A 13,378-nucleotide genomic window follows, 5' to 3' on the forward strand; every position below is an offset into this window, starting at 1 on the left:
GCCCGGGGCCGCGGCCGCGGGTCGGGCCCCCGGCGCGCCCCCCTTTGCCGGCTAATTCGGCTATGGCGGTCCCGCTCACATTTCATCGGTCGCGGGGCCCGTCTGCTGTGCGGGCGGACTTCTCCGTACGGCTTCTCCGTACGACTGTCAGTGCTCTGGGTTAGCGTGCGAGCACGGCGATCGCTTGGGGGACGAATGAAGAGCACGACCGTGTGCCGCGCGGCCGTCTGGATCGCGGTGGTGATCGGACTCTCGGGTACGGCCACCTGCACCGGTGGCGGCTCGTCCGGCGATCCGGGCCGGGGCGACAGGGCGAGAAGCGGGGGCGCCGCGCACGCCGACTTCGCCGCCGTCCTGCGCCGTACCGAGAACTCCACCGACCGGGCGAGGTCGGTCAGGGTCCACTCCACGACCTCCATCGGCTCCGAGCTGTCCATGACGGCGGACGGCGTCCTCGGCTGGAGCGGCGGCACCACGGGCACGGTCACCATCACCTACACCAGCGGCACCGCCGCCGACCTGATGCGCCGGCTCGGCACCACCTCGATGGAGGCCCGCTACCTGCGGGACGCCTACTACGCGCGCCTGGGCGAGAAGTTCGCCGAGCAGTCCGGCGGCAGGCACTGGATCCGCTACGGCTACGACGACCTCGCCGGCCTCGGCGGCGGGGCCGGCGCCGAGCTGCGCAGCCAGCTGCGGACCACCACGCCCCACCAGTCGGTGAAGCTTCTGCTGGCCTCCCAGGACGTCCGCGAGGTCGGCGAGGAGAAGGTGCGGGGTGAGGCCACCACGCACTACAGGGGCACGCTGGACGTCGCCGACCTCGTCGACGGCTCCCTGAAGAAGCAGCTCACCGAGGCCGGTGTCACCACCGAGACGGTCGACATCTGGGTCGACGCCAAGGACCTGCTGGTCAAGAAGGTCGAGAAGGGCCGGACGACGAGCGGCGCCTACAGCCAGACCGCCTACTACAGCGACTACGGCGTGAAGGTCTCCGCGACCAGGCCGCCCGCGAGCGACACCGAGGACTTCAAGCAGCTGCTGAGGAAAACCGGCGGGACAGGATCGACGTCCTGAGGCTAGGCTCGGGCCTCATCTGTGTATCGACCATGTGTTCTATGGGGGGAAGCTATGGGGATTTCTGTACGGGGTTCGGCGCGTCGTGGGGCGACGGGTGCCGCTCTCGCCGCTCTGGCGCTCGCCGGGGGTGCCGTCGGCTGTCAGAAGGGCGACTCCGCCGAGTCGCCCGCGATGACGCCCGCGGCGGCCGTCGCCAAGGCCGCGAAGAACAGTGAGGCCATCACCTCGCTGCGCTACAGGATGGCCGGGAAGGTGCCGGGGGCGGGCCGGGTCACCGCCGAGGCCGCGATGAGCATGAAGCCGCAGGCCATGAGCATGAAGATGACGGCCCCCGACCAGGCGGCCACCGGCCCGGTCGAGATCCGTCTCGTCGACAAGGTCATGTACATAGGCGGGAACGCCTCCATGACCAAGGAGATGGGCGGCAAGAGCTGGATCAAGTTCGACATGTCCGCGCTCGGCGCCGGCCAGGGGCTGAACACCTCGCAGCTGGGCGCCGGCCAGGCCGACCAGAACCCGGCCGCCTCCTCCTCCTTCCTCACCGGCTCCAAGGACGTGAAGAAGGTCGGCACCGAGACCGTCGAGGGCGTGAAGACCACCCACTACAAGGGCACGGTCACCGTGGACCAGCTCAAGGCCTCCCTCAAGGGCGGCAGCAAGGCCGTACGGGAGCAGCGCGAGAAGGCGCTGGAGGGGTACGAGAAGCTCGGCGTCGACTCCTTCGCCATGGACATGTGGATCGACGGCGACAACCACACCAAGCAGTTCCGGATGCGTGGCGACGGCGACAAGGGCCCGCTGGACCTGACGATCACCTTCCTCGGCATCAACGAGCCGGTGAAGGTCACCGCCCCGCCGGCCAAGGACACCGCCGACCTCGCCCAGATGATGAAGGACGCCCAGGGCTGAGCCGTACGGGCGGATTTGCTCGACGGCCGCCCGGTCCCGTACTCTCCTACAGAAGCCAAAGACCGCTGGTCGTTGCCGTGTGCTCGCAAGAGGGCTCGGTGGCCGAAGGATCCGCTGAACCGCGGACGACCCGCGCAGGTGACTGTGGAAGTGCTCCCGGTCGGCCCCTGTCCCAGGGGATGCCCGGTCGAGCTACGCCCCGTGCGCCTGCGCCGGGGCGTTTCGTTTTCCCCAGCCCCTTCCGAGCGGTCGTTCACCACCCGGAAGGAGGCCGACGCTCATGGCAAGGCCCGACAAGGCTGCCGCGGTAGCCGAGCTCACGGAGCAGTTCCGTAGCTCGAACGCCGCCGTGCTGACCGAGTACCGGGGTCTCACCGTGGCGCAGCTCAAGACGCTGCGCCGTTCGCTCGGTGAAGACGCCCAGTACGCCGTGGTGAAGAACACGCTGACCAAGATTGCGGCCAACGAGGCCGGGATCTCCACGCTCGACGACCTGTTCAACGGTCCGACGGCGGTCGCCTTCATCACCGGTGACCCGGTGACGTCGGCGAAGGGTCTTCGTGACTTCGCCAAGGACAACCCGAACCTCGTCATCAAGGGCGGTGTCCTTGACGGCAAGGCGCTGTCCGCCGACGAGATCAAGAAGCTTGCGGACCTCGAGTCCCGCGAGGTTCTGCTCAGCAAGCTGGCCGGTGCCTTCAAGTCGAAGCAGTCTCAGGCTGCCTCCGTCTTCCAGGCGCTGCCTTCGAAGTTCGTCCGCACCGCGGAGGCGCTTCGTGCCAAGCAGGCCGAGCAGGGCGGTGCCGAGTAACTCGGCTCGCACAGTGACCGAGGCCGCCTGATGCGGCCACGGTCGACGCGGGCCGACCGTACGCCCGCCGACATGTACATCCGGCACCAGCCGAATTAGTGGAAGGATCGCCCGACATGGCGACGAAGCTGTCCCAGGACGAGCTGCTCGAGCAGTTCGAGAACCTCACCCTCATCGAGCTCTCCGAGTTCGTGAAGGCGTTCGAGGAGAAGTTCGACGTCACCGCCGCCGCCGCGGTCGCCGTTGCGGGCCCCGCCGCCCCCGGCGCCCCGGTCGAGGCCGCCGAGGAGCAGGACGAGTTCGACGTCGTCCTCACCGGCGCCGGCGAGAAGAAGATCCAGGTCATCAAGGTCGTGCGTGAGCTCACCTCCCTGGGCCTCAAGGAGGCCAAGGACCTGGTCGACGGTGCGCCGAAGCCTGTTCTGGAGAAGGTCAACAAGGAGGCCGCTGAGAAGGCCGCCGAGTCCCTCAAGGGCGCGGGTGCGTCCGTCGAGGTCAAGTAAGACCTCTCACAGCCGTGGGCTGTAAGTCACAGCCCCCAGGGCTGTAACGCGTAAGCACTGAAGAGCGATCATCCATCCGGGTGGTCGCTCTTCGGCGTTCCTGGGGGCGCGGCCACGGTTGCCTTGCGGCCTCGAGGGCGAGGGGTATGGTGATCTTCGTCGTGTCTCCCGGCGGCCCGAGTTCGGGCTGGGGGGCCTTGACGAACCGCACGCAGCGCGCAATTCTCAGGACGCGTCGCCAGAACGGTCCGAATCCGAGGCATGGATCGGCGACGAAGAGGGCAGTATCAACGTGCGTTGAATGGGCAGGCATGCCAAGGGCGTTGAGGACAACGAGGGTCACAGAAAATCGGGGCTGGACATCAGTGCGCCAAGTGGCTACACTGACCCTTTGCGCTGCCTGTTAGCTGTCCCCTGCCCGTCACCAGGGGTCTGCCCTCGCCTCAGCACTAACGACTGGACCGTCTCTGACCTGGCCCGAAAGCCAAGTTCGGAGGGGCCTGTCCATTGTGCGGCGGTGAGGGGCCGGGGAGCGCGTAGTGAGTCCGAGCCCTCGGAAGGACCCCCTCTTGGCCGCCTCGCGCACTGCCTCGAACGCGAATATGAACAACGGCGCCAGCACTGCCCCGCTGCGCATCTCCTTTGCAAAGATCAAGGAGCCCCTCGAGGTTCCCAACCTGCTCGCGCTGCAGACCGAGAGCTTTGACTGGCTGCTCGGCAACACCGCTTGGCAGAGTCGGGTCGAGGAGGCTCTGGAGTCCGGTCAGGACGTCCCCACCAAGTCCGGTCTGGAGGAGATCTTCGAGGAGATCTCCCCGATCGAGGACTTCTCCGGGTCGATGTCGCTGACGTTCCGCGACCACCGTTTCGAGCCTCCGAAGAACAGCATCGACGAGTGCAAGGACCGCGACTTCACGTACGCGGCCCCGCTCTTCGTGACGGCCGAGTTCACCAACAACGAGACCGGCGAGATCAAGTCCCAGACGGTCTTCATGGGCGACTTCCCGCTCATGACCCACAAGGGCACCTTCGTCATCAACGGCACCGAGCGTGTCGTGGTGTCCCAGCTGGTCCGCTCGCCGGGCGTCTACTTCGACTCCTCCATCGACAAGACGTCCGACAAGGACATCTTCTCCGCCAAGATCATCCCGTCCCGGGGTGCCTGGCTGGAGATGGAGATCGACAAGCGCGACATGGTCGGTGTCCGTATCGACCGCAAGCGCAAGCAGTCCGTGACCGTCCTGCTCAAGGCTCTCGGTTGGACCACCGAGCAGATCCTGGAGGAGTTCGGCGAGTACGAGTCGATGCGCGCCACCCTGGAGAAGGACCACACCCAGGGCCAGGACGACGCGCTGCTCGACATCTACCGCAAGCTGCGTCCGGGCGAGCCCCCCACGCGTGAGGCCGCGCAGACGCTGCTCGAGAACCTGTACTTCAACCCCAAGCGCTACGACCTCGCAAAGGTCGGCCGCTACAAGGTCAACAAGAAGCTGGGTGCGGAGGCTCCGCTGGACGCGGGCATCCTGACCGTCGAGGACATCATCTCGACGATCAAGTACCTGGTGAAGCTGCACGCGGGCGAGACCGAGACGGTCGGCGACAGCGGTGTGAACATCGTCGTCGAGACCGACGACATCGACCACTTCGGCAACCGTCGTCTGCGCAGCGTCGGCGAGCTCATCCAGAACCAGGTCCGTACGGGTCTGGCTCGTATGGAGCGCGTCGTCCGTGAGCGCATGACGACCCAGGACGTCGAGGCGATCACGCCGCAGACCCTGATCAACATCCGGCCGGTCGTCGCCTCCATCAAGGAGTTCTTCGGCACCAGCCAGCTGTCGCAGTTCATGGACCAGAACAACCCGCTGTCGGGTCTCACCCACAAGCGCCGTCTGTCGGCTCTTGGCCCGGGTGGTCTCTCCCGTGAGCGGGCCGGCTTCGAGGTCCGTGACGTGCACCCCTCGCACTACGGCCGTATGTGCCCGATCGAGACGCCCGAAGGCCCGAACATCGGCCTGATCGGTTCGCTCGCCTCCTACGGACGCGTCAACGCGTTCGGCTTCGTGGAGACGCCGTACCGCAAGGTCGTCGACGGTGTCGTTTCCGACGAGGTCGACTACCTGACCGCCGACGAAGAGGACCGCTTCGTCATCGCGCAGGCCAACGCCACGCTCGACGACGGCATGCGCTTCACCGAGAACCGCGTCCTGGTCCGCCGTCGTGGCGGCGAGGTCGACTACGTCCCCGGTGACGACGTCGACTACATGGACGTCTCGCCGCGCCAGATGGTGTCGGTCGCGACCGCCATGATCCCGTTCCTGGAGCACGACGACGCCAACCGTGCCCTCATGGGCGCGAACATGATGCGTCAGGCCGTGCCCCTCATCAAGTCCGAGGCGCCGCTCGTCGGCACCGGCATGGAGTACCGCTCCGCGGTCGACGCCGGCGACGTCGTCAAGGCCGAGAAGGCGGGTGTGGTCCAGGAGGTCTCCGCGGACTACATCACCACCGCCAATGACGACGGCACGTACATCACGTACCGCCTGGCCAAGTTCGCCCGCTCCAACCAGGGCACCTCGGTCAACCAGAAGGTCATCATCGACGAGGGCGACCGCGTCATCGAGGGCCAGGTCCTCGCCGACGGCGCGGCCACCGAGAACGGCGAGATGGCGCTCGGCAAGAACCTGCTCGTGGCGTTCATGCCGTGGGAGGGTCACAACTACGAGGACGCGATCATCCTGTCGCAGCGCCTCGTGCAGGACGACGTCCTCTCCTCGATCCACATCGAGGAGCACGAGGTCGACGCCCGTGACACCAAGCTCGGCCCCGAGGAGATCACCCGGGACATCCCGAACGTCTCCGAGGAGGTCCTCGCCGACCTCGACGAGCGCGGCATCATCCGCATCGGTGCCGAGGTCATCGCCGGCGACATCCTCGTCGGCAAGGTGACCCCGAAGGGTGAGACCGAGCTGACGCCGGAGGAGCGCCTGCTGCGCGCGATCTTCGGTGAGAAGGCCCGTGAGGTCCGTGACACCTCGCTGAAGGTGCCGCACGGCGAGACCGGCAAGGTCATCGGCGTCCGCGTCTTCGACCGCGAGGAGGGCGACGAGCTTCCCCCCGGTGTCAACCAGCTGGTGCGCGTGTACGTGGCGCAGAAGCGCAAGATCACCGACGGTGACAAGCTCGCCGGCCGCCACGGCAACAAGGGTGTCATCTCCAAGATCCTGCCGATCGAGGACATGCCGTTCCTGGAGGACGGCACCCCGGTCGACATCATCCTGAACCCGCTGGGTGTCCCGTCCCGAATGAACCCGGGACAGGTCCTGGAGATCCACCTCGGCTGGCTCGCCAGCCGCGGCTGGGACGTCTCCGGCCTCGCGGACGATTGGGCGCAGCGCCTCCAGGCGATCGGCGCCGACCAGGTCGACCCGGGCACGAACGTCGCGACCCCCGTCTTCGACGGTGCGCGCGAGGACGAGCTCGCGGGTCTGCTGAACCACACCATCCCGAACCGCGACGGCGAGCGCATGGTGCAGCCGACCGGTAAGGCGAGGCTGTTCGACGGCCGCTCCGGTGAGCCGTTCCCGGACCCGATCTCGATCGGGTACATGTACATCCTCAAGCTGCACCACCTGGTCGACGACAAGCTGCACGCCCGTTCGACCGGCCCGTACTCGATGATCACCCAGCAGCCGCTGGGTGGTAAGGCCCAGTTCGGTGGCCAGCGGTTCGGCGAGATGGAGGTGTGGGCGCTGGAGGCTTACGGCGCCGCGTACGCCCTCCAGGAGCTGCTGACCATCAAGTCCGACGACGTCACCGGCCGCGTGAAGGTCTACGAGGCCATCGTCAAGGGCGAGAACATCCCCGAGCCCGGCATCCCCGAGTCCTTCAAGGTGCTCATCAAGGAGATGCAGTCCCTGTGCCTCAACGTGGAGGTGCTGTCCTCGGACGGTATGTCCATCGAGATGCGCGACACCGACGAGGACGTCTTCCGCGCGGCGGAAGAGCTCGGCATCGACCTGTCCCGGCGCGAGCCGAGCAGCGTCGAAGAGGTCTGACGGGAGTCCGGCCGGAGGACCTGGTGAGGAACCTCCGGCCGGCCCCTGGACCCCCGTTTCAGACCCCAAGACTTACAACCCTGAGAGGGATTGACGCATAGTGCTCGACGTCAACTTCTTCGACGAGCTCCGGATCGGTCTGGCCACCGCTGACGACATCCGTCAGTGGAGCCACGGCGAGGTCAAGAAGCCCGAGACCATCAACTACCGCACCCTCAAGCCCGAGAAGGACGGACTCTTCTGCGAGAAGATCTTCGGTCCGACCCGGGACTGGGAGTGCTACTGCGGCAAGTACAAGCGTGTCCGCTTCAAGGGCATCATCTGTGAGCGCTGTGGCGTCGAGGTCACTCGCGCCAAGGTGCGCCGTGAGCGGATGGGCCACATCGAGCTGGCCGCTCCCGTCACCCACATCTGGTACTTCAAGGGCGTTCCGTCGCGGCTGGGCTACCTGCTCGACCTCGCCCCCAAGGACCTCGAGAAGGTCATCTACTTCGCGGCGTACATGATCACGTACGTCGACGAGGAGCGCCGTACCCGCGACCTGCCCTCCCTGGAGGCGCATGTCTCCGTGGAGCGCCAGCAGGTCGAGAACCGCCGGGACGCCGACCTGGAGGCCCGCGCCAAGAAGCTCGAGTCCGACCTGGCCGAGCTCGAGGCCGAGGGTGCCAAGGCCGATGTGCGCCGCAAGGTGCGCGAGGGTGCCGAGCGTGAGATGAAGCAGCTGCGCGACCGTTCGCAGCGCGAGATCGACCGCCTCGACGAGGTGTGGACCCGCTTCAAGAACCTCAAGGTCCAGGACCTGGAGGGCGACGAGCTCCTCTACCGCGAGCTGCGTGACCGCTTCGGCACGTACTTCGACGGTTCGATGGGTGCCGCGGCGCTGCAGAAGCGCCTGGAGTCCTTCGACCTCGACGAGGAGGCCGAGCGTCTCCGCGAGATCATCCGCACCGGCAAGGGCCAGAAGAAGACCCGCGCCCTGAAGCGGCTGAAGGTCGTGTCCGCGTTCCTGCAGACCTCCAACAGCCCCAAGGGCATGGTCCTCGACTGCGTTCCGGTCATCCCGCCGGACCTCCGCCCGATGGTGCAGCTGGACGGTGGCCGCTTCGCGACCTCCGACCTGAACGACCTGTACCGCCGTGTGATCAACCGCAACAACCGTCTGAAGAGGCTCCTCGACCTCGGCGCGCCCGAGATCATCGTCAACAACGAGAAGCGCATGCTTCAGGAGGCCGTTGACGCCCTCTTCGACAACGGTCGTCGCGGTCGTCCGGTGACCGGCCCCGGCAACCGCCCGCTGAAGTCCCTCAGCGACATGCTGAAGGGCAAGCAGGGCCGTTTCCGTCAGAACCTGCTCGGCAAGCGTGTGGACTACTCCGCGCGTTCCGTGATCGTCGTCGGTCCGCAGCTGAAGCTGCACCAGTGCGGTCTGCCGAAGGCCATGGCGCTGGAGCTCTTCAAGCCGTTCGTGATGAAGCGCCTGGTCGACCTGAACCACGCGCAGAACATCAAGAGCGCCAAGCGCATGGTGGAGCGCGGCCGCACGGTCGTGTACGACGTCCTCGAAGAGGTCATCGCCGAGCACCCGGTTCTGCTGAACCGTGCTCCCACCCTGCACCGCCTGGGCATCCAGGCCTTCGAGCCGCAGCTGGTCGAAGGCAAGGCCATCCAGATCCACCCGCTCGTCTGCACCGCGTTCAACGCGGACTTCGACGGCGACCAGATGGCCGTACACCTGCCGCTGTCCGCGGAGGCGCAGGCCGAGGCCCGCATCCTGATGCTGTCCTCGAACAACATCCTGAAGCCGGCCGACGGTCGCCCCGTCACCATGCCGACCCAGGACATGGTGCTCGGTCTGTTCTTCCTCACCACCGACGGCGAGCTGCGTGACACCAAGGGCGAGGGCCGGTCCTTCGGCTCCACGGCCGAGGCGATCATGGCGTTCGACGCCGGTGAGCTCGCGCTGCAGTCCGCGGTCGACATCCGCTTCCCGGTGGGCACCATCCCGCCGCGCGGCTGGACCCCGCCGGCGCGGGAGGAGGGCGAGCCCGAGTGGCAGCAGGGGGACACCTTCCGCCTGCGCACCACCCTGGGCCGCGCGCTCTTCAACGAGCTGCTGCCCGAGGACTACCCGTTCGTCGACTACTCGGTGGGCAAGAAGCAGCTCTCCGAGATCGTCAACGACCTGGCCGAGCGCTACCCCAAGGTCATCGTGGCGGCGACGCTCGACAACCTGAAGGCGGCCGGCTTCTACTGGGCGACCCGTTCCGGTGTCACCGTGGCCATCTCCGACGTCGTCGTTCCCGAGGCGAAGAAGGAGATCGTCAAGGGCTACGAGGCGCAGGACGAGAAGGTCCAGAAGCAGTACGAGCGCGGTCTGATCACCAAGGAAGAGCGCACTCAGGAGCTCATCGCGATCTGGACCAAGGCGACCAACGAGGTCGCCGAGGCGATGAACGCGAACTTCCCCAAGACGAACCCCATCTTCATGATGGTTGACTCGGGTGCCCGAGGAAACATGATGCAGATGAGGCAGATCGCCGGTATGCGTGGTCTGGTGTCGAACGCGAAGAACGAGACCATCCCGCGTCCGATCAAGGCGTCCTTCCGTGAGGGCCTGTCCGTGCTGGAGTACTTCATCTCCACGCACGGTGCCCGTAAGGGTCTGGCCGACACCGCCCTGCGTACCGCCGACTCGGGTTACCTGACCCGTCGTCTGGTGGACGTCTCGCAGGACGTCATCATCCGCGAGGAGGACTGCGGTACCGACCGCGGCCTCAAGCTCGCGATCGCCGAGCGCGGCGCCGACGGCGTCCTGCGCAAGGCGGACGACGTCGAGACCTCCGTGTACGCGCGCTGCCTCGCCGAGGACATCGTGGTCGACGGCAAGGTGCTGGCTCCGGCCGGTACCGACCTCGGTGACGTGCTCATCGACGAGCTGGTCAAGCACGGTGTCGAGACGGTCAAGACCCGCTCGGTCCTGACCTGCGAGTCCCAGGTCGGCACCTGCGCCATGTGCTACGGCCGCTCCCTGGCCACCGGCAAGCTGGTCGACATCGGTGAGGCGGTCGGCATCATCGCCGCCCAGTCCATCGGTGAGCCCGGCACCCAGCTGACGATGCGTACCTTCCACACCGGTGGTGTGGCCGGTGACGACATCACCCAGGGTCTGCCGCGTGTCGTCGAGCTCTTCGAGGCCCGTACCCCGAAGGGTGTCGCCCCGATCTCCGAGGCCTCCGGACGTGTCCGGATCGAGGAGACCGAGAAGACGAAGAAGATCGTCGTCACCCCGGACGACGGCAGCGACGAGACGGCGTACCCGATCTCGAAGCGTGCCCGTCTCCTGGTCAGCGAGGGCGAGCACGTCGAGGTGGGCCAGAAGCTCACCGTGGGTGCCACCAACCCGCACGACGTGCTGCGCATCCTGGGCCAGCGCGCCGTCCAGGTCCACCTGGTCGGCGAGGTCCAGAAGGTCTACAACTCGCAGGGTGTGTCGATCCACGACAAGCACATCGAGATCATCATCCGGCAGATGCTGCGCCGGGTGACGATCATCGAGTCCGGCGACGCCGAGCTGCTGCCCGGCGAGCTGGTCGAGCGCTCGAAGTTCGAGGTCGAGAACCGTCGTGTGGTCCAGGAGGGCGGTCACCCGGCCTCCGGCCGTCCGCAGCTGATGGGTATCACGAAGGCGTCGCTGGCGACGGAGTCGTGGCTGTCCGCGGCCTCCTTCCAGGAGACGACCCGAGTCCTGACGGACGCGGCGATCAACGCCAAGTCCGACAGCCTCATCGGTCTGAAGGAGAACGTCATCATCGGTAAGCTCATCCCGGCCGGTACGGGTCTGTCCCGCTACCGCAACATCCGGGTGGAGCCGACCGAGGAGGCCAAGGCCGCGATGTACTCGGCCGTCGGCTACGACGACATCGACTACTCGCCCTTCGGCACGGGCTCCGGCCAGGCGGTCCCGCTGGAGGACTACGACTACGGTCCGTACAACCAGTAAGACCTGCGTCCACTGAGGGGCGGTCACTCCATCGCGGAGTGGCCGCCCTTCGGCGTGCGGCGGCCCTGGGGGCGGCCCAGGCGGCCGTGGGGCCGTCGACGGGGGTCCGGCGGGGTGGTGGCCGGGCCGGGGCGGCAGGAGGGGTCTCGGTGGGTTCTGTTCGGTGGGCCGGTGCCGGCGGTGGCCGGAAGTCGGTGGGGGTGGGTGGGAACCGGTGTCGGAAGCCGGGCGTTAGAGGATGATGGAAGGCGTTCATTCGCTTTTGGGGGGAGGCGCCCGTGTCGCACCCGCAGCCCTGGCAGCCGTGGCAGTCAGGACAAGGTGTCCCGCAGCCCTGGCAGGGGCAGAGCGCGCCCGCCATGCTGGCCTCGCACGCCGACCGTGAGCGGGCCGTCGATGTGCTCAGAGCGGGGTACGGGGAGGGGCGGCTGGAGCACGCGGAGTTCGAGAAGCGGGTGGCGCGGGCGTATGCCGCGCGGACCGTGGGCGAGCTGGCGCTGCTCGTCGCCGATCTGCCTCAGGGCCCGGTGCCGGTGAACCAGGTCGCGCCGCCGGTGCCCGCGACCTTTCTGCCCGCCGTGCCGCCGACCAACGGGAAGGCGGTCGGGGCCATGGTGTGCGGGGTGCTCACCTTCGTGACCGCGGGGCTGACCGGGATTCCGGCGGTCATCCTCGGCCACACCGCCCGCACCGAGATGCAGCACAGCGGTGAGCGCGGTGAGGGACTGGCCATGACCGGGCTGGTGCTGGGGTGGCTCTCGGTCGCCGGATGGGTGCTGATCATCACCGTTCTGATCGCCGCGGCGATCGCCTCCGCGTGACCCGTGGGGGAGGGCGGGGTGGCCCGGCGGGTAGCTTCCGAGCGTGACCAGGACGTGAAATCGAAGATCACGTACGGCGTAGGGGCTTGACATGTTCCGTATACCGATGCGGGCCGGGCCCATTTGTTTTGACCGTAGCGTTTGAGGTAGGTACGCTCAGACCTTGTGCCTGGGGTGTGCCCTGGCTCTCGTGCGTGCCATCAACCGCATGGCGAGCCGTCACAAGGCCACCGCAATCTGTGCTCTTTTCGCCTCGCGGCGGGAGTCCGCCGGATTCGACACACCCGACCGCGTGGGTCGGCGAAGTTCCAGGTTAGCTGTACCCATCGGCACACAGAAACCGGAGAAGTAGTGCCTACGATCCAGCAGCTGGTCCGCAAGGGCCGGCAGGACAAGGTCGAGAAGAACAAGACGCCCGCACTCGAGGGTTCCCCTCAGCGTCGTGGCGTCTGCACGCGTGTGTTCACGACCACCCCGAAGAAGCCGAACTCGGCCCTGCGTAAGGTCGCGCGTGTGCGTCTGACCAGCGGGATCGAGGTCACCGCTTACATTCCGGGTGAGGGACACAACCTGCAGGAGCACTCCATCGTGCTCGTGCGCGGCGGCCGTGTGAAGGACCTGCCCGGTGTTCGCTACAAGATCATCCGTGGTTCCCTCGACACCCAGGGTGTCAAGAACCGCAAGCAGGCCCGCAGCCGCTACGGCGCCAAGAAGGAGAAGTAAGAATGCCTCGTAAGGGCCCTGCCCCGAAGCGCCCGGTCATCATCGACCCGGTCTACGGTTCTCCTCTTGTCACGTCGCTCATCAACAAGGTGCTGCTGAACGGCAAGCGCTCCACCGCCGAGCGCATCGTGTACGGCGCCATGGAGGGCCTGCGCGAGAAGACCAGCAACGACCCGGTCATCACGCTGAAGCGCGCGCTGGAGAACATCAAGCCGACCCTCGAGGTCAAGTCCCGCCGTGTCGGTGGCGCCACCTACCAGGTGCCGGTCGAGGTCAAGCCCGGCCGCGCCAACACCCTGGCGCTGCGCTGGCTGGTCGGTTACTCCCGCGCCCGTCGCGAGAAGACCATGACCGAGCGTCTGCTCAACGAGCTTCTCGACGCTTCGAACGGCCTCGGTGCGGCCGTCAAGAAGCGCGAGGACACGCACAAGATGGCCGAGTCCAACAAGGCCTTCGCGCACTACCGCTGGTAGTCG

9 protein-coding genes are annotated in these 13,378 nt (G+C 67.0%); all 9 read left to right on the forward strand.

What is annotated here, in order from left to right:
- Positions 1–195: 195 nt before the first annotated feature.
- Positions 196–1,077, forward strand: a complete 882-nt coding sequence (locus ABZT17_RS01360; RefSeq protein ID WP_356342248.1) for a hypothetical protein — start codon at positions 196–198, stop codon at positions 1,075–1,077.
- A 54-nt stretch (positions 1,078–1,131) separates the two neighbouring features.
- A complete protein-coding gene (locus ABZT17_RS01365; RefSeq protein ID WP_356342250.1) occupies positions 1,132–1,989 on the forward strand; it encodes a DUF1396 domain-containing protein in 858 nt (285 codons plus the stop codon).
- A gap of 280 nt (positions 1,990–2,269) precedes the next feature.
- Positions 2,270–2,800, forward strand: coding sequence for a 50S ribosomal protein L10 (gene rplJ / locus ABZT17_RS01370; protein WP_356342253.1), 531 nt, complete (start codon positions 2,270–2,272; stop codon positions 2,798–2,800).
- A 116-nt stretch (positions 2,801–2,916) separates the two neighbouring features.
- Entirely contained in the window at positions 2,917–3,303 is a 387-nt protein-coding gene (gene rplL / locus ABZT17_RS01375) for a 50S ribosomal protein L7/L12 (protein WP_356342255.1), read from the forward strand.
- 569 nt (positions 3,304–3,872) lie between these two features.
- Positions 3,873–7,358, forward strand: coding sequence for a DNA-directed RNA polymerase subunit beta (gene rpoB, locus ABZT17_RS01380; RefSeq protein WP_356342257.1), 3,486 nt, complete (start codon positions 3,873–3,875; stop codon positions 7,356–7,358).
- Between the two features lie 100 nt (positions 7,359–7,458).
- Positions 7,459–11,358, forward strand: a complete 3,900-nt coding sequence (locus tag ABZT17_RS01385) for a DNA-directed RNA polymerase subunit beta' (RefSeq protein WP_356342259.1) — start codon at positions 7,459–7,461, stop codon at positions 11,356–11,358.
- A gap of 278 nt (positions 11,359–11,636) precedes the next feature.
- Complete coding sequence (locus tag ABZT17_RS01390) at positions 11,637–12,179, forward strand: DUF1707 and DUF4190 domain-containing protein (protein WP_356342261.1); 543 nt, start codon at positions 11,637–11,639, stop codon at positions 12,177–12,179.
- Positions 12,180–12,530: 351 nt separating this feature from the next.
- The gene (rpsL, locus tag ABZT17_RS01395) at positions 12,531–12,902 is read left to right on the forward strand and encodes a 30S ribosomal protein S12 (protein ID WP_003948652.1); all 372 of its coding nucleotides are present in this window, start codon (positions 12,531–12,533) and stop codon (positions 12,900–12,902) included.
- Positions 12,903–12,904: 2 nt separating this feature from the next.
- Complete coding sequence (gene rpsG / locus ABZT17_RS01400; RefSeq protein WP_007384059.1) at positions 12,905–13,375, forward strand: 30S ribosomal protein S7; 471 nt, start codon at positions 12,905–12,907, stop codon at positions 13,373–13,375.
- The last annotated feature ends 3 nt before the right edge of the window (positions 13,376–13,378 follow it).

The organism is Streptomyces sp. NPDC005648, from assembly GCF_040605395.1.
Taxonomy (GTDB): Bacteria; Actinomycetota; Actinomycetes; order Streptomycetales; family Streptomycetaceae; genus Streptomyces.

Bases quoted from the DNA above. Each gene is read 5' to 3' on its own strand.
- ABZT17_RS01360 (WP_356342248.1), top strand. From the start codon at position 196: ATGAAGAGCACGACCGTGTGCCGCGCGGCCGTCTGGATCGCGGTGGTG.
- ABZT17_RS01365 (WP_356342250.1), top strand. From the start codon at position 1,132: ATGGGGATTTCTGTACGGGGTTCGGCGCGTCGTGGGGCGACGGGTGCC.
- rplJ (WP_356342253.1), top strand. From the start codon at position 2,270: ATGGCAAGGCCCGACAAGGCTGCCGCGGTAGCCGAGCTCACGGAGCAG.
- rplL (WP_356342255.1), top strand. From the start codon at position 2,917: ATGGCGACGAAGCTGTCCCAGGACGAGCTGCTCGAGCAGTTCGAGAAC.
- rpsG (WP_007384059.1), top strand. From the start codon at position 12,905: ATGCCTCGTAAGGGCCCTGCCCCGAAGCGCCCGGTCATCATCGACCCG.